15 protein-coding genes and 2 pseudogenes are annotated in these 17,297 nt (G+C 44.8%); 4 read left to right on the top strand and 13 right to left on the bottom strand.

The features are described 5' to 3' along the window. The first annotated feature begins 278 nt into the window (after window positions 1-278). The gene (gene ihfA, locus ACED46_RS19265) at window positions 279-575 is read left to right on the top strand and encodes an integration host factor subunit alpha (protein ID WP_371722196.1); all 297 of its coding nucleotides are present in this window, start codon (window positions 279-281) and stop codon (window positions 573-575) included. A 172-nt stretch (window positions 576-747) separates the two neighbouring features. On the opposite strand, the pseudogene ACED46_RS19260 reads toward ihfA, so the two are convergent. After that, a pseudogene (locus tag ACED46_RS19260) lies at window positions 748-1,742 on the bottom strand (ABC transporter substrate-binding protein). Between the two features lie 193 nt (window positions 1,743-1,935). Further along, complete coding sequence (locus ACED46_RS19255; protein ID WP_371722195.1) at window positions 1,936-2,712, bottom strand: phosphoribosylglycinamide formyltransferase; 777 nt, start codon at window positions 2,710-2,712, stop codon at window positions 1,936-1,938. Window positions 2,713-3,035: 323 nt separating this feature from the next. Between ACED46_RS19255 and ACED46_RS19250 the strand changes: the two genes are divergently transcribed. After that, entirely contained in the window at window positions 3,036-3,689 is a 654-nt protein-coding gene (locus ACED46_RS19250) for a thiopurine S-methyltransferase (protein WP_371722194.1), read from the top strand. Between the two features lie 114 nt (window positions 3,690-3,803). Here the strand turns inward: ACED46_RS19250 and purT are convergent, their stop codons facing one another. The 7 genes from purT to ACED46_RS19215 all read right to left on the bottom strand — a co-directional run bounded on the left by purT (window position 3,804) and on the right by ACED46_RS19215 (window position 10,978). Next, a complete protein-coding gene (gene purT, locus ACED46_RS19245) occupies window positions 3,804-4,979 on the bottom strand; it encodes a formate-dependent phosphoribosylglycinamide formyltransferase (protein WP_371722193.1) in 1,176 nt (391 codons plus the stop codon). A 167-nt stretch (window positions 4,980-5,146) separates the two neighbouring features. Next, a complete protein-coding gene (cdd, locus tag ACED46_RS19240) occupies window positions 5,147-6,034 on the bottom strand; it encodes a cytidine deaminase (RefSeq protein WP_017059133.1) in 888 nt (295 codons plus the stop codon). Window positions 6,035-6,320: 286 nt separating this feature from the next. After that, window positions 6,321-6,998 carry an LrgB family protein gene (locus tag ACED46_RS19235; RefSeq protein WP_017059134.1) on the bottom strand — a complete coding sequence of 226 codons (678 nt, stop codon included), beginning with the start codon at window positions 6,996-6,998 and terminating at the stop codon, window positions 6,321-6,323. A gap of 2 nt (window positions 6,999-7,000) precedes the next feature. Beyond that, the gene (locus ACED46_RS19230; protein ID WP_371722192.1) at window positions 7,001-7,372 is read right to left on the bottom strand and encodes a CidA/LrgA family protein; all 372 of its coding nucleotides are present in this window, start codon (window positions 7,370-7,372) and stop codon (window positions 7,001-7,003) included. Between the two features lie 25 nt (window positions 7,373-7,397). Next, on the bottom strand, window positions 7,398-8,822 hold the full coding sequence (gene sbcB, locus ACED46_RS19225; protein ID WP_017070926.1) for an exodeoxyribonuclease I: 1,425 nt from the start codon (window positions 8,820-8,822) through the stop codon (window positions 7,398-7,400). Between the two features lie 206 nt (window positions 8,823-9,028). Beyond that, a complete protein-coding gene (locus ACED46_RS19220; RefSeq protein WP_017059137.1) occupies window positions 9,029-9,877 on the bottom strand; it encodes a sterol desaturase family protein in 849 nt (282 codons plus the stop codon). Window positions 9,878-9,964: 87 nt separating this feature from the next. Further along, entirely contained in the window at window positions 9,965-10,978 is a 1,014-nt protein-coding gene (locus ACED46_RS19215; protein ID WP_017070924.1) for a DUF2804 domain-containing protein, read from the bottom strand. Window positions 10,979-11,148: 170 nt separating this feature from the next. Here ACED46_RS19215 and ACED46_RS19210 point away from each other — a divergent pair, with 170 nt between their 5' ends. Then, window positions 11,149-12,183: an AraC family transcriptional regulator gene (locus ACED46_RS19210; protein WP_371722190.1), complete on the top strand. Its 1,035-nt coding sequence runs from the start codon at window positions 11,149-11,151 to the stop codon at window positions 12,181-12,183. A 4-nt stretch (window positions 12,184-12,187) separates the two neighbouring features. On the opposite strand, the gene ACED46_RS19205 is transcribed toward ACED46_RS19210, so the two are convergent. Continuing rightward, on the bottom strand, window positions 12,188-13,138 hold the full coding sequence (locus ACED46_RS19205; protein ID WP_371722197.1) for a chromosome partitioning protein ParA: 951 nt from the start codon (window positions 13,136-13,138) through the stop codon (window positions 12,188-12,190). A 39-nt stretch (window positions 13,139-13,177) separates the two neighbouring features. Further along, a pseudogene (locus tag ACED46_RS19200) lies at window positions 13,178-13,966 on the bottom strand (sphingomyelin phosphodiesterase); the annotation flags it as partial. A gap of 359 nt (window positions 13,967-14,325) precedes the next feature. On the opposite strand from ACED46_RS19200, the gene ACED46_RS19195 reads away from it, so the two are divergent. Then, window positions 14,326-14,847: a DUF2058 domain-containing protein gene (locus ACED46_RS19195; protein WP_371722188.1), complete on the top strand. Its 522-nt coding sequence runs from the start codon at window positions 14,326-14,328 to the stop codon at window positions 14,845-14,847. A 127-nt stretch (window positions 14,848-14,974) separates the two neighbouring features. On the opposite strand, the gene ACED46_RS19190 is transcribed toward ACED46_RS19195, so the two are convergent. Continuing rightward, on the bottom strand, window positions 14,975-15,196 hold the full coding sequence (locus ACED46_RS19190) for a hypothetical protein (protein ID WP_371722187.1): 222 nt from the start codon (window positions 15,194-15,196) through the stop codon (window positions 14,975-14,977). Between the two features lie 218 nt (window positions 15,197-15,414). Then, window positions 15,415-16,887 carry an aerolysin family beta-barrel pore-forming toxin gene (locus tag ACED46_RS19185; RefSeq protein WP_371722186.1) on the bottom strand — a complete coding sequence of 491 codons (1,473 nt, stop codon included), beginning with the start codon at window positions 16,885-16,887 and terminating at the stop codon, window positions 15,415-15,417. Window positions 16,888-17,297 lie beyond the last annotated feature (410 nt).

Genomic DNA, 17,297 nt, shown 5'->3' with positions numbered 1-17,297 from the left:
AAGAGAAGCTGCTTAATAAGTAAGCAAATGATGACAACTACCTTGAAAAACACCGCTGTTGAGTAGATGGTTTTTAGCTATATATGTGAAATTTTAAGCGAGTTATCTTTCTGATTTGAAAGAATAATTAAATAGTTAAGATAAAAAAGTTGGCGAAAATCAGAAGCTTGGCATACACTTTCCTAGTAAATGACCTTATCTCATTGATTGAATAGGGTAAATGCTTTGGCGCTACTGGCGATGGTAGCAATGTTTAACATAGCTTTGAGGAAAGTTTTATGGCACTCACGAAGGCCGATTTGGCTGAGAACCTGGTTGAGACACTCGGATACAGCAAGCGGGATGCCAAGGAAACGGTGGAAGTGTTTTTCGAAGAAGTTCGTAAAGCGCTCGAAAATGGCGAACAGGTAAAACTGTCTGGTTTTGGTAATTTTGATCTTCGCGAGAAAAACGAGCGACCTGGTCGTAACCCGAAAACTGGTGAAGACATTCCAATTTCTGCTCGACGTGTTGTTACTTTTAGACCGGGACAAAAACTAAAGGCCCGTGTCGAAAATATTAAAATCGAGAAGTAGCCAAGCAATAGACCACGCCTAGCGTGGTCTTTTTGTATCTGCATAGAGTTTAAGCTAAACGCATTTCTTTAATTTTTAGTAACCTTTCTCAAACTTCATCTATTTACTGTCCGGTAAGAACTTGCTTTAGATGCGAAAACAGAGGCTAGGCCTCTGACTTTGAATCTTCACTCTAAAGGGCTTGTTGAACCTTACTTGCGATGTCTTCAGACACCCAAGGCTTCCATACCTGTGGTGAGCTTTCTAGAAAGTAATACATGTCTTCTTCGGCGTCGGCTTGGTTGTCTTCCATCCAGGCCAGCAACTCACTCATTTGTTTATTGGTAAAACCACGCTTTTCAAAGTATTGGTAGGCAAGAGGTTCGTTATTAGCAAAGGCTTCTGTGGTGATTGTGTGAACCGGTGCTGGTGGATACATGGTCACTTTAGGAGATTCACAATCAGGTTGTGTCGTACAGTTACGGAATTCCTCAATGTCAGTACCACTTCCGAAATCAACCTTCACCATTTCATACTTACCTAGCACAGGCGTAGGCGACCAGTAATATCCAAACCATGCTTTTTTGCGTTCGTAAGCTTTCGCTATCGTACCTGCTAAAGCGGCGCCTGAGCCGGGATCAACCATTTCAAAATTGTGATCTTCTAACTTAAGCGCATCGAACAGGTGACCGGAGGTAATCTGACAAGTCCAACCCGCAGGGCAGCTATAAAACGCAAACTTCTCATCATCTTCTGGGTGTTCAAACAGCTTTGCGTTTTTAATCACACCTTCAATGGTTGTAAGCTCTGGGTACTGTTCAACAAGGTAGTTTGGTACCCAGAAACCTTCTTCACCGCCGTTGACCAAAGACTTGCCCGCGTAACGTAGACGCTTATCCGCAACACCCTTATCCAACGCTTCTTTGATGCCATTAGTCCAAAGCTCTGGCGCAACATCAGGTTGACCTTTTTCAATCATTGACGTGCCCGTAGGGACGCTATCACCGGGGATTAAGTCCGCTTCACAGCCGTAGCCGTTATTCAAAATGAATTGGTCGACATGAGCAATAGGCTCGCCGAGTTCCAGTTCATGTCTGCAATGGTGATCTTTCCGCATTCGTCAGCACTAGCGTGTACAGAAAACGCAGCAAGTAGCGCGATGGAAAGCATGGATTTGTTATTCTGCATTGACGTAATTCCTTTTCTTGTCAGAAGCTTATTCGCTATAGAAACAGAAATGTTCGACGGAGAAAAGAGACTGAGATCTAAATTTAAACGATCTGATTATTTGGGATAGGAAGTGGAGAGGCTACTCAACAAGTACTAAAAAGGGCTGCGAGTGCAGCCCTTGTGATGTTTATTGGAATAGCCTATCTATGTGTTAAGCCGCTTTAATGTGCGTTGTAATGTACGGTTGCCATGCTTGTTGGTAAAGCTCTAAAGATTGGCGTCGTAGGCTATTGATTTGTGCCGCTTCGATATCGTTGATTGGGCGATGTTCTGCAATTGCGTGACGCTCAATGCCTTGGATAATTTCGTACAGCTCGTGCTCAGGACCACTTTTTACGTCAGCAATCGTTTTTAAGTGAAGTTGAACCTCTGCAATGATGTTGGTTTTAGGCAAACGAACCAACAAGTTAAGGTCACGGTAACCAGAGTCAGCCGGCGATTTAAACTTATTTTTCAGCTTAACAACGTCTGCTTCACGGCTTAGCGCTTCGTAAACTTCAACCAAGCTCTCTACATCGTTCGCGATGATAGTTGCACGGGCTAAGTCGGTAATTTTTGTCACATCACCATCAAGCTCAAGGGCGATTTTTTCTTCTGCGCGAGCTTGAGATTTAACGCCAGCAAATAGCGCTTCAGAATTGGTGAGTAGGGCAGTACTTTTACAGATAGTTTCTAGTTCAGCTTGGCCTTGATGCGCTTTGCTGTACAAAATATCGAAGTCGGTGTAAGGCTGAGTCGGGCGTGAGTCGAAGGCTTTGATGCCGTAAAGGCCGCTCAAACTATGACGGAATACGTTTGATGAAACTTGGTTTTGCGCAGGAGTGCGCGTTTGATCAGTCGAACTTGTTGAAACAGGTGCTGCTGCGAATGCAGGCGCTCGGCTCAATACCAATAGCATTAGGGCCGTCGTACGGAGAAATACACTCATTCAAACTCCAAAATACAAGGTTACAAAAACGGGTAGTCAAAAGGGGTAACCAGTAACGCATAAGAGTAAAAACAGCTTAACTAAACTCACTACATATTAAATGGGGCTAGCTAAGAGAGAAACCAACTCTAACGTTTAATATTGCTTTAAAATGTGAAGATATAGACAAATAATCCAACCGTTAGTTCCGCAATTATTAGAACTTTGAACTTAGCCAGTTTCTGATTTCATCGAAACCAATGTGGTACTTTAAACCAAGCTAAGGTTGCTCTTACTTCTCTATACTGTACCCTTGCATTATGACTGTTTAACATGAACGAAAGATGAATAATCCTGAATTTTGGCACAATAAATGGGCAGCCAACCAAATTGGTTTCCACCTTGAAGATGTAAACCCACTACTGATTAAATTTTGGGAAAAGACTGAGCCTAGCTACGAGAAGAGTGTGTTTGTTCCACTTTGTGGCAAAAGTGAAGATCTGATTTGGCTAGCTTCAAAGCATGAAGATGTTCAAGGTGTCGAGTTAAGTCAGATTGCGGTTCGCGCATTTTTTGCAGAGCACCTTTACACCCCGACTGTGACTCAAATCAGTGGTCAGCATGAGCTGTATCAATTCGATGAACTGAACATCTACACGGGCGATTACTTCTCAGCGCCAATCCAGCCTGTCGATACCATTTACGATCGCGCGTCTTTAGTCGCATTGCCTGAAGAGATGCGAGTGCAGTATGTCGAGCGTTTGAAACAACTGCTGAAACCGGGTGGTAAAGTCCTTCTGGTAACTCTAGATTATGACCAAAGCGAGATGGCAGGGCCTCCGTTTAGCGTACCTAAACTAGAGATCGATCAGTTGTTCTCAGGATACAAAATCACATTGTTGAATCAAGATATAGCGGACGATGAACATCCGAAGATTGCTAAGAAAGGCTTGTCTCGATTCAGTGAAGAAGTGTATTTGATTGAGTCAGACGCTTAAGTTCAGTTTGCTTAGTTAAGCCAACAGATAACACCAACAAAAAGACGGGCTCGATCGCCCGTCTTTTTTATTGTTCAGATTTGAACTCGTGATTGTTCAGAATTGAATAGCTGGTTAGTAAATCACTTTTACTTTAGAAGCACTCTCAATGGCATCTTCAATCGCTGTCTCAGTACTGTTACGACGAGTAAGCGCCACACCTAGACGACGGCGACCATCGATATCGGGTTTACCAAACAAACGAACTTGCGTTTGTGGTGCGTCTAGCGCCTCTGTAAGACCTTCAAAACGAATGTTGGTTGAAGTGCCTTGGCCAAGGATAACCGCTGATGCACAAGGGCCGTATTGCGTGATAGATTTGATCGGCATACCGGTAAACGCGCGTACGTGCAGTGCGAATTCCGATGAGTCTTGAGACATCAGAGTCACTAAGCCAGTATCGTGTGGGCGAGGGGAGACTTCGTTAAAGATAACGTGATCGCCTTTAACAAACAGCTCTACGCCGAAGATACCGTGACCACCTAGTGCATTAACCACTTGTTCAGCCGTGTATTGCGCGGCTTTAAGTGCGTTGTCTGACATCACTTGTGGCTGCCATGATTCACGGTAATCACCGTCTTCTTGGCGGTGACCGATAGGTGCACAGAAGTGAACACCGTCGACTGCGCGAACGGTTAGAAGCGTGATCTCGTAATCAAAGTCGATGAAGCCTTCAACGATCACACGACCCGTACCAGTACGACCGCCTTCTTGTGCGTAGTCCCAAGACTTCTGAATGTCTTCTTCTGTTTTGATAACGCTTTGACCTTTACCTGAAGAGCTCATTACTGGCTTAACAACGCAAGGCATACCGACGAATTCAACAGCGGCTGAGAAATCTTCAAAGGTGTCTGCAAAGCGGTAAGGAGAAGTGCTCAGTTTTAGCTCTTCTGCGGCTAGACGACGGATACCTTCGCGGTTCATCGTTAGCTTGGTCGCATTCGCAGTTGGAACGACATTTAAGCCTTGCGCTTCTAGCTCTACCAACTTGCTGGTGGCAATAGCTTCAATTTCAGGAACCACATAATCTGGCTTTTCTAGTTCAATGATCGCTTGAAGTGCATCGCCGTCTAACATGTCTAATACATGGCTACGATGCGCAACTTGCATTGCTGGTGCGTCTGCATAACGATCACAAGCAATAACTTCCAAACCTAAACGTTGGCACTCGATAGCAACTTCTTTGCCGAGTTCACCTGAACCTAATAGAAGTACACGAGTAGCATTTTCACGAGTAGCAGTACCAAACATAGAAATTCCTTCCGATCTTTTGAACGATTGATTGAAAACGGGGTGATCATACTTATTTCAATGACAAAAGCAAACGTTTGCGCAGGTTGTTGCGTTAATTACAGGCATAAAAAAAGCAGCCCTGTTAAATAGGGCTGCTTATTTAAATTTTTGTTAATCAGATGTACTTAGATTGCTAAGTAAGTCACTGGAATGTCGGGATTAATCGCTTCTAATGTAGATTGCGTATCCGCTAGGTGACTGATGCTACCTTCTGCGATTTCAACCAAAGCAGCACTTTCAATTTGTTCGAAATCGAAGCCAGCCAGTTTAAGTTGAATTAACGCGACTTGCAGAGGAGGTAGGCTCGGGTTGAACGCTGCATTTTCTGCGTAAGCACCCGTGAAAATCTCACCTGACGTCAGTTGTAATGAAACGCCACTTAGGTTTTTGGTGTAAGGAGCATGGCTACGGTTTAGTGCAGCTAGCGCTTCTACAACAATAGGCGTTGTTTCTTCGGTCGTGTACTTATGATCAAGCTTCGTCATTAGGCCTGTTGTTACACCTAAATCAGCAGGGCCGAACGAGTCTGGTAGGTACTCTTGCAGAGACATTTCATCACGTTGTGGAAGCTGAACTTTAAGTTCTTTTGCTGTTGTCAGTTCGTTCATGAATTGACGACAGTGACCACAAGGACTGAAGTTGATGGTGATATCTGAGATACCGAGTTCGCCTTTCATCCAAGCGTGGCTGATTGCAGATTGCTCAGCGTGAACGGTTTGACCAAGTTGAGCACCTGCGATTTCAAGGTTTGCACCAAAATACAGAGTACCAGACAAACCACGCACGATTGCACCAACATAAAAGTCAGATAACGGAGCGTAAGAATACGCTGCGGCAAAAGGAAGTAGCGCAATACGTAGTTCGTCATCCGCTAGACCACTTGCTTGCAGTAGGCTAGCAAATTGTTCTGGAGACAATGTCGCGTCAAAGTTGTCTGCTAATACGATGTCACTCAAAAGCGCTTTCATTGATGATGGAGCACTTTCCAGCGCCAGGGTAATACGACTGTTCATGTTGAATCCTTAATTGACCTTAGGCTTTAAGTTTATGCATTGCTCAGGAATTTTCTGTGATAAAGATCACTATTGAATTGTTGTTGTTACATTGGTTTGCATAATTAGAGTGAGGTCACACTTGAAATCGATTACAAGAGCCATTTATACAGCTGATATCGCACTTAGTGCTCGTAAAAGACCGTGACTTGACTGCTATTGCTAAATAAATGCGAATAAAAAGCCCAAACAGACACTGTAATAAACAGCATTCTGGTTGGGCTGGATCGCGTAGTGATCGTTTAGGTTAAGAATAGAACCAAACCACGAGCGAAAATATACTCGGTGCAATGATTGAGGTGATAACCCCACAAAGAACCAATGCCAACGAACTGAATGCCGCATCTTCCTGATTCTTTTCCGCACAAGTCGCGGTGCCTAAAGCGTGAGACACGGTACCCATGGTTAAACCACGGGCGATCGGGCTCTTAATACCAATGAGGTTGTAGATTGGGTAAGCAAAAATTGCCCCAAATAGACCTACAATCAATACCAGTATTGCCGCAATCGCTGCTTCACCACCTAAATGGCTCGATACTTCCATTGCAATTGGCGTGGTGACTGATTTGCCTAACAAGCTCGCAATCAAAGTTAAGTCCGCTTTAAATGCTACTGCGATCACTGCCGTTGTTGTCATCGACATCACACTGCCTAGCGTGCACGCAAAGGTAATGATGCGCCAGTTGGCTCTGATTTGAGGTAGCTGCTCATAAAGTGGGTAAGCAAGTGCAACAACCGCAGGCTGCAGCATGTAGGTAATCCAAGTGTTGTCAGCATAGTAAGTCTCAAACGGTACTCTAAAGAACGTGAGAATCGGAATGATGATACCAATGCTGATAAGCAGGGGGTTACACAGCGGCGAGTTTACTTTTTGACTTACCCAGCGAGCAAATAGGAATACCACGATGGTGAGTAGAATCCACATGATCAGTTACCTCTCGAAAGCAAGCGGTCTAAGAACCATGATAAGGATACTAACACCAATAATGTGCCACCAACGGCGCTCGCCATAATTGGCAATGCATTCGCGATGAGCATTTCGAAGTGATCCATCAACCCAACACTGATCGGAACGAACAGTAAGATCATTAGGCGGATAATCAAACTTGCACCGGGCTGTACCCAATGCGAAGGCACAATACCAATCACCATGGCGGCAAACAGAATCAACATGCCAAAAATACTGCCTGGAATCGAGGTATCCAAAAAGTGCTGTAACGCGTTACCTGCTGTAAGTGCACCTATGATTAAGGTGAAGGAGATTAAGCAGTAAACCAGTTGGATCAATCTTTCTTTCAAAGTGTTACGTCTCTTGATAATGGAATTAGCTAGCTAACTTTTCTACGTATTGATAAACCGCCTTCAAGATAGCCATTTTCTTCTCGTCACTTTCATGTTCGTGCGCGAGGTTTTCAAGGTTGAGCATGTACTCTTCTAAACGGCACTCATAAAACTCACGACAATGGTTCGCCCATTTCAATTGCTCAGCTTCGTCGAGCGTCCATGGGAAGTTACGCGCACGGTAACGGAACAGTAACGGTTTAATTCGTTCGTCACTGAAGGTGATATCCAAAGCCGCCAAGTTGTTCGGGTCAGTTTCGCGAATGATGTTCATCGCTGTTTTATCAGCAGGTGAAAAGAAACCGTCGTAAAGGTGTGTATCAACATCATCACTCTTTTCGTACTCGCGCTCTTGTGAATACAGGCCGATCAGTTTTTCGCGGATCTCTGGGTGTTCGCGCAGCAGTGCCAAGTTTTTCAGGCATTGTTGGCGATCGATACCGATGGTTTCAGCATTTTCAGCCGTTAGCGTTTTGGCTGGAGCAAGAATAGGGCACTTGTTTAGCTGAACCAATTTGATGGGTACGGGTAGTTCGTCTTCACCCAGTTCACTGCGTTTGGTATAGAGCCTTTCTCTGAGTTCATCAGCGTCCAGTTCTAACAGTGGGCTTGGATCTTTGGCTAAATCAACCACGATAACCGCATTTTGATTGGTTGGGTGCCAAGCCATAGGCACAATCCAGCTGGTGTAGTTGCAGTCACGGCCAAACATGCCTGAAACGTGCATTAATGGTGTCATGTTTACGATATCAACCAGATCATTCAGCTTACGCTTATGACGCATGTTGTAAAGGTAATCGAACATCTTAGGTTGCGCAGCTTTCAGCTTTTTCGCTAACTCGATGGTCGCAATAACATCGGCCATCGCATCGTGCGCGTTCTCGTGTTCAATGCCGTTTGCCACAGATAGGTGTTCCAGTTTGAAGCTTGGGTAACCTTCTTCGTTCTCTGGCCAAACAATGCCTTCAGGGCGCAGTGCGTGAACAGCGCGCATTACATCTAATAGATCCCAACGTGAGTTACCATTCTGCCAACTCCACGCATATGGGTCGATGAAGTTTCGGTAACAGGTGTAACGCGTTACTTCATCATCGAATCGAATACTGTTGTAGCCAAGGCTTGTGGTGTTTGGTTTCGCCAACTCAGCATGGATCTTAGCGATAAACTCTGGTTCAGGAAGACCTTGTGAAGCCGCTTTTTGTGGTGTGATACGGGTGATCAGTGCAGCTTCAGGCGCAGGGAGGTAATCAGCGGGAGGTTGGCAATAGATAACCAGAGGCTCTCCAATAACATTGAAATCTTGGTCGGTACGAACACCCGCAAATTGACTCGGACGGTCTTTTGCTGGGCTAACGCCCCACGTTTCGTAATCGAAAAAGAAGTAGGTCGGCTGATTATCTGAACTCATTGAATTTCCTGAACAGCAAGCGCGGAACGTTTACTGTGGCTGAAGGTTAGTTTTGTTCAGTATCTGATAGTATGCGGTACGCGTGCAACCCAGATCACAAATAAATTGCCGGAAAACGGTGCTTTACTATTCAATCGAGTCAGTGGGGAAGGTTTTGAAACCGATTGAGGCGGTTTCTTAGTTAATACAATCTGTCTATCGTCCGTTTAATCCGATGGAGGCGAGAGTATCAACTGGACTTTCTGCTTCATGGTTAACTCTCGGTTCTTCAAATCTTTGAATATGGCCTTCCATTCTTGAAAGGTGACCACTATCGGATTAAAACTGTTCACGGGTTTGGTGACGCCATAACGTACAGTTTCAACTTCAGGTTCGAATGTACCAAATAACTTATCCCAGATAATAAGAACGCCGGCGTAGTTCTTATCAATGTATTGCGGGTTTTTGCCGTGATGTACTCGATGATGCGAAGGGGTATTAAAGATGTATTCAAGTGGCCCCAAGCTTCGTATCCATTGTGTATGGACGAAGAACTGCAAACCTAGATTGAGAAGCACCACAAAGATGACCCACTTAGGGGCAAAACCTATGATGACCAACGGTATCCAGAAAAGCCACATCCCAGCAAGTGGATACATTAAGCTTTGACGGAAAGCCGTACTGAAGTTCATGCTTTCTGAACTGTGGTGTGCCACGTGTGCTGCCCACATCCAGCGAACACGATGGCTTGCTCTGTGGAACCAGTAATAGCAAAAGTCTTGCAACACCATCAATACAACAAAACTCAGCACGCCCATTTCAATGTCCATTAAGCGCCAACCAAACATCCAGAGATACAGCTGCACGACCAATAACCCGGTGAGCAAATCGGAGAGTTGATGCATTCCCGCCAGCGTGAAATTACACATCACTTCTGAAAGCTTATAGCTGGAGTTATCAGGCAGTCGACCTTGCTTCTGACCGATAAAATACTCAGCCAACATGCACACCACGAACAAGGGCGCTAATACCAGCAGTAGCCATTCTGGGTAATTGATTAATGCGTCGATATTCATGTTTTATCCTTGTTGAGACGCCATACGCGTTCTTAGTATCAAGTTTACTTAGACTTGCTCGCCTGAAATTCAGTTAGCAAAATTTCGCTACCAGCGAGCAAAGTGATCTTCTGTTAGGCCAAGAACACCATCGAGTTGATGTGTCACTCCATTGTTGTCTTCAATCGAGCCAGAAAAGTGACCAATGAACTGACGAAAGTTACTTTTTAACAGCCATAAATTGAGCTTTTCGCTGCGATTATTTAAGGGCGTAAAGGTCAGGTTTATACGTCCATCTTGTGATGTTATCTGCCAAGGTAAATTGGTGTCTTGGCGACTAAACGCAAACTGTACCGGGTTAAGTAAGTGCCGAGTTCCATTGATCCATAAAACGTTCTCGCAGCCTCCGGTTTCATTGACGCCTGCTGCGAGGTTCAAACCAATATCTGTCCCATTGGATTGCGTGTTGATGCTTGCCCAGCGCCAACTGGTTTCACGTCTCATGTAACCCGCTGAAAAGTCATAACCGGCACGAGCTTGTTCGAGAACGAGTGATTCTCCCTTGATTTGGATTTCACCGCTGATGCGCAAAGCATTGTGCTTTTGGGTGTAAGTCCAACCTGAATAACCCGTTGGGCTGCACATCGCCATGGGCAAGCTGTCGGTTTCAGGCTCTAAAGAAATATCGGCCTTGATGAATTTCGTATTCAAGCGAACTCGCCATTGTCCGCCCTCGATATAGAAAGCAATGCTTTGATCTGCAATGCTTGTCTTTCCTTCAAATGGTGAAGGCGTTACATGCTTATCAAACCCTAATGGCCTCAACCAAGATGACTCTTGCAGATGGTTGTTTTCTATGTCGTACAGATAACAAAATGCCGAGCCTAAGTAGCGAATATCCGCGATAGCGACGCCGATAATGTGTGTGTCGGTGACGATGCTGACAAACTGGAATTGCTTATAGTGGAAGTGCTTCTGCCAAGGGTTTGCTTTTGAATCCATCGAGTTTCGGTAGTCAAAGTTCTCGATGTTTAGGTGTTTAAGGATGCCATCGAAATGCCCAATGATCGGCTGACCATTAGAATTAATCAAACTGTGTGGGGCTGGGTTGGTTTTTATCATTGCGATGGTTCACATTATTTTAACAACTAAAGCCATTGTGCGATGAGTAGCGTAGAATTGGGAGGTCATATTCGGACAAGAGCGCGTTACCAATCACGATTTTGTCAGCATGTGTTGTTAAGGCTGAGTAGTCATGTTGATGGGAATGGGCTCGATATAAGGAGAGACTATTGGAGATTATCGCGGAGTATAAGCCAACCGGACATAGGCACCAGTTGGGTACATTAGATATCGCGCTGCTGTTGAATACGCTAGAGCAACGAGGTATCGATATTGAAAGGCTACTCAATGATGTGGGTTTGCCGAACATGGATTGGCGAGGTCCGAATGGAAAACTGACTTACGCTGACAAGCTTTCGTTGTTTAGCGCGGCTAATCAGAGTTTTCCTCACGATGGTTTGGGGCTTTGGTTGGGAGAGCTCGCTAGCTTGAGCCACTTTGGTGTGTTGGGTTATGCGCTATCAACCAGTCAAAATGTCGGGGAGGCCATCAAGTCGGGCTTCAAGTATTTGCGCCTGAACGGTCCTATCTTCTCGGTTAAATTGTTTCTAGATTCCGAGCAAGCAGTGATTCAGATTGAGAACACATTGGAAGTGGGCGATCTGCTTCCTTTCTGCAGTGAATATTTCTTGAGTTCAATCGTCTCTTTATTCAAAGAGCTGACTGGTCATGAGTTGGATATTCATATTTTGGCTTTGCCTTATACACGCACTAATTACGCCAAGCTCTATGACGATCGTTTCCAGTGCCCTGTAGTTTTTGAGCAGAGCCATTGTGAACTGCGTTTTGATGTATCGGTTTTGTCGCAAACCTTATTGACTCATGATGCAGCGACACTGAAGCGCTATCTTGCGTCTTGCCAGTCGATAATGGAAACGTTGGACTCTGAGCATCTGCTGACTAACCAGATCAAAACGATCTTTTATCAAACCGCAGGCAGTTTCCCGAATATTGAACAACTCGCGGATGAGTTTGGTTGTAGCTCTCGTACACTCAGGCGAGAGCTAGTGACCCATGAATCCAGTTACCAAATATTGCTTACCGAAGTTCGAGTGGAGCTGGCCAAAGAGCTATTACTCGGCACAACCATGAGCATTGATGACATCGGTGAAAGGCTCGGTTATAGCGACCCTGCAAATTTCAGAAGGGCGTTTAAAGGTTGGCTCAATAAAACGCCCGCTCAGTTTCGTGATGGTTTAAGTTAAGGCGTTACTTGCTAAAGAACTGCTCCCTGAAATCGGTGACTTGCTGTTGATAATAACTGTCCCAATCTTGTTGAGTCCAAGTGGCATAACTTGATGATCGCTGAGAGTCTAAGGTCGCTTTGAGCTGATCCAGTTGCTCGTGATAACTCATCACGGTTTGTTGCTGTTGTGCGACTTGTTGTTCTCGCGCGGCAATGTTGCTGGCCTGCGCTTCATCTAAGTAGGCATCTTGAAGGTCGGCTTTGACTGATGCTACTTCAGCAGGGCTATAGCTGCTGGGTATCAAAGATACTGCCAGTTCATATTTTTGAAGCTGTGTTTCGGCGTTTAACGTGCCCGTATTGTTTTGCCATTCACTAAGCAAATCTTGATAGTTGGCCAAAAACTGGCTCGCTTCGTTCTTTTCAAGGGTGTTAGCGTCAAGCGTAAAATCCAGATGAGCAAACTGGTCAGCGAATAGCTGGTGGGCCAACTCTCCCCATACTTGTTGTGCAGATTGCTTGAATAAGGCAACACGATCTTCAAGAGTCTCTATGGATTCAAGTGGGATAGTGCTTTGTGTTAATTGCCAGTCAGCCGATAGCTGCGGATAGTCGCTCAGTAACTCAAACCATATGCCCGGCAATTCTGATTTCAATCGTGCGAGTTGCTCTGCGCAGTCATCGCGTTGTTGGCAAAGCTTCCAGAACCCATCGAGTTCATCGAACAAAGCCTTGCCTTCAAGCTCACTCAAGTTTTCAGCAAGAATTTTACCGTCCAGTGCTCCGGCTGGGGCTTGATTGCTGTGCGATGCGGAGTTTTCCGAACTAGCGGTTGCAGTAGGCGTGGAATTATCGTCATTAGTTGCCGTAGAAACACGCGGCTTAGGTTCTGTGTGTTGAGCAGAAGATAGCGCTGTTTCGTTCGTTTTTGATGACCACGAATAGCAAATAATGCTCGCCGTTAAGACGAGCATTAGGATTAATATAACTCGATGCATTATTGGTTCACCGAGTTACTTGATCACGGCGCTAACAGGGAAGTGGTCTGAAAGGTTGTAGTGCTTCCATAACTCACTGCTTGTTGATCTTGGGACATCCACGCGATTGTAGTTATGCGCTTTAGCGGCATACTCTGAGCTCACTACCACATAATCGAGATACTCAACGTTCTCGCCACCCGACATAGGCTCTCCCGCAAAGTTGTTGATGCGTGGGTCAAAGGTAGAAGCGGTGTAACCTGAGTATGTTGGTTCATCAGCCTGCAGGTTAGCAAACATCTGTTGATAGTCGCTTGGGAACTTGAGCTTGTTCACGTTGAAGTCACCGCTGTAAACCACAGTTTCTGATGCCGGGATATTCAGAGACTGCGCCAGTGCACGCATCTGCTTGAATTGACGTTGTCGGTAATCACGAGCGGTGTCCGTATCGAATGATGCCGTGTGGGTACCGAAAACATGGTAAGCCTGACCATTCTTGATAACTTCCGCGTAGTTAACACCTTTATCAGCAAAGCAATCTGTGCCCGTGCAATCAGGGAAAACATACTGCGCTTCATTAACGATAGGATAGCGGCTGACAATGATCACACCACCGTCGTATATGTTAATCCCATCTTTATCGAGCATTTTAGTTTGATAAGGATACTCTTTCGCAAGCTCACGCAAGAACTCATCTCTGCCGTTAGCAAACACCTCTTGAAGCGCCAACACGTCATAGCCCTTTACATATTGAGGGAGTAGGTCATAGCGGTCACCAATATGTGAAGCGATGGCAGGCAGCGCCCAGATGTTGTAAGTCATGACATTGGAGTTATAACTCTATGGCATTTATTCAAATATGAGATATATGCCAAGGTTTTATAAAATTGATTAACCATTGAAAATTAACATATTGTCTTATCGGAATGATAAGTGGTACGCGCGCGAATAATAGGGTCAGTTAATGCTTTCGAGTCGGTGGAACAGCCAATATTGGCGTGCTTAAGTGAAAACTGTGTGTCGCGGTAAAGTGGAGGTTGTGAGCAACAAGAAGGGAATATGGACACAGCTTAGAGCTATCAGCATAAATTTTGCGATTGTTCTGTAATTTACTCTTGTTCAGTAAACAGAAACCTCAAAAACAGGTATGATAGTGCCGTTTTTAATCCTGAACTGGGAAAGTCATGGCAAAGTTAACACTCCAAGAGCAGATGCTTAAAGCTGGCTTGGTAAATGAGAAAAAATTAAAGAAGGCGAAGAAAGGCTCTAAAAAGTCTCGCGTTCAGTCTCGTGAAGCAAAAGCGGCAGCAGAAGAAACTAAACTGGCGCAGCAAGCGAAAGACAAAGAGTTAAACCAACAGTTGAAAGAACAACAGTTGAGCAAAGAAATTAAAGCTCAAGTGAAGCAACTGATTGAGATGAACAAGATCGAACAGAAGAGCGGTGAGATCAAATACAACTTCACCGACGGTACGCTAGTTAAATACCTTTACGTAGAAGAGCTGACTCAAAAGCAACTAAGTAAAGGCATTCTAAGTATTGCTCGTCAAGGCGAGAGCTACGTTGTTATCCCAACAGCAGTAGCGAACAAGATTGCTATGCGCGACGAAGAATCTATCGTTGATACGCAGGCAGGTAGCACAGACGAAGTAGACGAAGATGACCCGTACAAAGACTTCGTGATCCCAGATGATCTAATGTGGTAATCCGTTTTGCCTAGCTCCATTTTAATGGTTAGCTAAGTTTACAGGATCTAAGAATGCAGCGAACAATCACTCGATTGGCGCTGCATTTTTTTGGCGCGAAATGACTTCAACAAATCTTGAATAACGCTTAGTGTTCTGACATGCCGTAAACAAGGCTATCATTGGCACTTGCATGATCGATAAAATCGGTATTAGCGAGCTGTTCGTGTTGGTCATAGCCATCGAAGTAACAGTCGCCAATTTCATTGCGCGGGCAAACGTGAATGTGGTCTTTGATGACCAGTTCGGTAGAGCAGCATGGGCAGTGTTTTACATGTCCAGTGAGTACCGTAGATCGATTTGGTTTCATACATCCTCCTGATAGGCACTGTAATCTGATTGCCTATTTGCACCCTAAGTTACGCAAATTAGTGTGTCGTTATGATTTCATTTTTAAGTCAATGAAAAACGATTCAGAAAGTGAATACTTAGCGGCTAATACAGATGTATGACTGAGAGAATGTAAGACGAATCAAGCCCAGAGCAGACGCAATGGGCTTGGAATAACAGCTGAAACTTTCTATGGGCTTATGGCTGCATTGGGGTAAGCGTTAGCTGAGCGCTGTTATAACCCAGTTGCGCTAGGGCTGCAGGGTCGAAGTCAGTCAGAACCTTGATGTCACCAGCGTAGTAGGGTGTGTAATCGCCTGAAGGTGTCATGGCGTTAAATGAATCAATAGAGTGCTCGGTACCAATATCGATCATTCCAGAATATTGTGACTCCGCACTAAACTGGCCTGAAACATAGGTGTAGAAAGGACGGACACTGGCACCTGCGGCGTACTGCATGCTACTTAAACCATTGGTGTTGATTGCCCAGCTCCAATCCCACCATTTCATCTCTCTAGGAATATAACGGTGATCCCATTGGTAGCGGATATTGGCTTGATCTTCGCTGGTGGTTCCCATGGTAAAGGTGTGAGAGACCGTCGGGCGGTTTGTTGGGTGTGAGCTTAGCGCATTGCCGCTATAACGAAGGAAACCTGTGAAGTTCACGTCGTAACTCATGCTGGTTTTGATACGGTATGGGTAAGTGATGGTAGAGCGTAAGAACTCTACTTGAAAAGGAAGTACTGAGTGAGCAGGCACGGTGATGATGGCTTCCAGTTCTGTTGGTTCAAAACGAGCACCATTGTTGGTATCGGAGAAACGTTGGCCATCTTCTAGCGCTACTCTTACTTCTGTCTTTCCAACTTGTGGCCAATGAAAGGTTTCATCAATGACGACTGAATCAGCAAGGTCGAAGCGTTGGGTTTTACTCCATTGTGTGGATTGCTCAAAATGAAGGTCAACGACGATTTGTTTAGACTGATCGTCGTCATTGATTGCATAAGCCGAGACGGTTTCAATCAGTTCTTGGTCGGTCTCTGTCATAGAACCGTGTAAAAACGATGTGTTATCGAGCGTGTAAGCGAAGTTATCAACAGTGATGCTTGTCTTCTCATCACAGCGATCACCGGCACAGCTTCCATCGTTATTGCCTTTAATCTCCCAACCATTGTTAAGCGGTTTTATTGCCATGTCTTGGCCGACGTAACGCGCGCTATCGCCTCCAACCCAAGCGTAACCGAGGTTATGGGCCAAGTAACTCAGTGGCCTGATAAAGTTCGTGTTGTCGCTGACTAAGGCGCGTTGAATATCAAGGTTATTGTTCGTTTCGATAGCTTGCGCTTCGTAGTAAGGCAGGCCTGCGTCTGGGGTATTGGGGTAGCACCAAGTATTGTCACTTGGTTGTCCTTGTTTGATGAGCCCGTGGTAGCCAGACCCCATGATCACCCAGTCATTTTTAAGGCCAGCAATGTCCCACACATTCATGCGAGATAGTAGGGCGGTTTTGTGTTCTTGAGCTTCTGTATTACTGAGCGGACGATAATCGGAACGGCAGATATCTTCATCGAGGTTATCCAATACGATTTGGTCTGAATATATCTTGGCATGAGTGGCAAAAGAGATGAAACAGAGGGCAGAGCTAAATAGAACGGTTTTACTGACGTTAAGCATGAATAAGTTCCTAAATGCCATTATTTGGCTATTTTTATTAGAATCGAGTTATTAGATTTTATTGATATTATTTAAAGCCGAGGGGCTCTAGCGGGGTGTACTTTGTCATATAAAACAATGCCAAAAATACTGAAATGAATTGAAAATAAATACTTATAGATATCAGGAGGTTGTACTGTTCAACTTGTTGTTTGATAAAGACTTATCTTGATGACTTCAATTAGTTTCAACAATCCAATCTATGGGTGATTAATTGTTGAACGTTTCTGTTTTTGAAGCCTCGTTATTTGGTATGTTGGCTTGGAAAATTTAGGCCAGCAAGATGGATTAGATAGGTTTATTGTTTAAAGGAGGGCAGGGCGCGAGCACACTTTGTTCAATTTATAACCCAAAGAAGACTCGTGCCCGAT

This window comes from Vibrio sp. 1S139 (assembly GCF_041439475.1).
GTDB lineage: Bacteria > Pseudomonadota > Gammaproteobacteria > Enterobacterales > Vibrionaceae > Vibrio > Vibrio crassostreae_C.
Note: the sequence above shows the minus strand (reverse complement) of the source record. Positions and strands in the feature narration are given on the sequence as shown.

What these genes read in the sequence shown, in the direction of transcription:
- ihfA (WP_371722196.1), top strand. Translation starts at nt 279, where the DNA reads ATGGCACTCACGAAGGCCGATTTGGCTGAGAACCTGGTTGAGACACTC.
- ACED46_RS19255 (WP_371722195.1), bottom strand. Translation starts at nt 2,712, where the DNA reads ATGAGTGTATTTCTCCGTACGACGGCCCTAATGCTATTGGTATTGAGC.
- ACED46_RS19250 (WP_371722194.1), top strand. Translation starts at nt 3,036, where the DNA reads ATGAATAATCCTGAATTTTGGCACAATAAATGGGCAGCCAACCAAATT.
- purT (WP_371722193.1), bottom strand. Translation starts at nt 4,979, where the DNA reads ATGTTTGGTACTGCTACTCGTGAAAATGCTACTCGTGTACTTCTATTA.
- cdd (WP_017059133.1), bottom strand. Translation starts at nt 6,034, where the DNA reads ATGAACAGTCGTATTACCCTGGCGCTGGAAAGTGCTCCATCATCAATG.
- ACED46_RS19235 (WP_017059134.1), bottom strand. Translation starts at nt 6,998, where the DNA reads ATGTGGATTCTACTCACCATCGTGGTATTCCTATTTGCTCGCTGGGTA.
- sbcB (WP_017070926.1), bottom strand. Translation starts at nt 8,822, where the DNA reads ATGAGTTCAGATAATCAGCCGACCTACTTCTTTTTCGATTACGAAACG.
- ACED46_RS19220 (WP_017059137.1), bottom strand. Translation starts at nt 9,877, where the DNA reads ATGAATATCGACGCATTAATCAATTACCCAGAATGGCTACTGCTGGTA.
- ACED46_RS19215 (WP_017070924.1), bottom strand. Translation starts at nt 10,978, where the DNA reads ATGATAAAAACCAACCCAGCCCCACACAGTTTGATTAATTCTAATGGT.
- ACED46_RS19205 (WP_371722197.1), bottom strand. Translation starts at nt 13,138, where the DNA reads ATGCTCGTCTTAACGGCGAGCATTATTTGCTATTCGTGGTCATCAAAA.
- ACED46_RS19195 (WP_371722188.1), top strand. Translation starts at nt 14,326, where the DNA reads ATGGCAAAGTTAACACTCCAAGAGCAGATGCTTAAAGCTGGCTTGGTA.
- ACED46_RS19190 (WP_371722187.1), bottom strand. Translation starts at nt 15,196, where the DNA reads ATGAAACCAAATCGATCTACGGTACTCACTGGACATGTAAAACACTGC.
- ACED46_RS19185 (WP_371722186.1), bottom strand. Translation starts at nt 16,887, where the DNA reads ATGCTTAACGTCAGTAAAACCGTTCTATTTAGCTCTGCCCTCTGTTTC.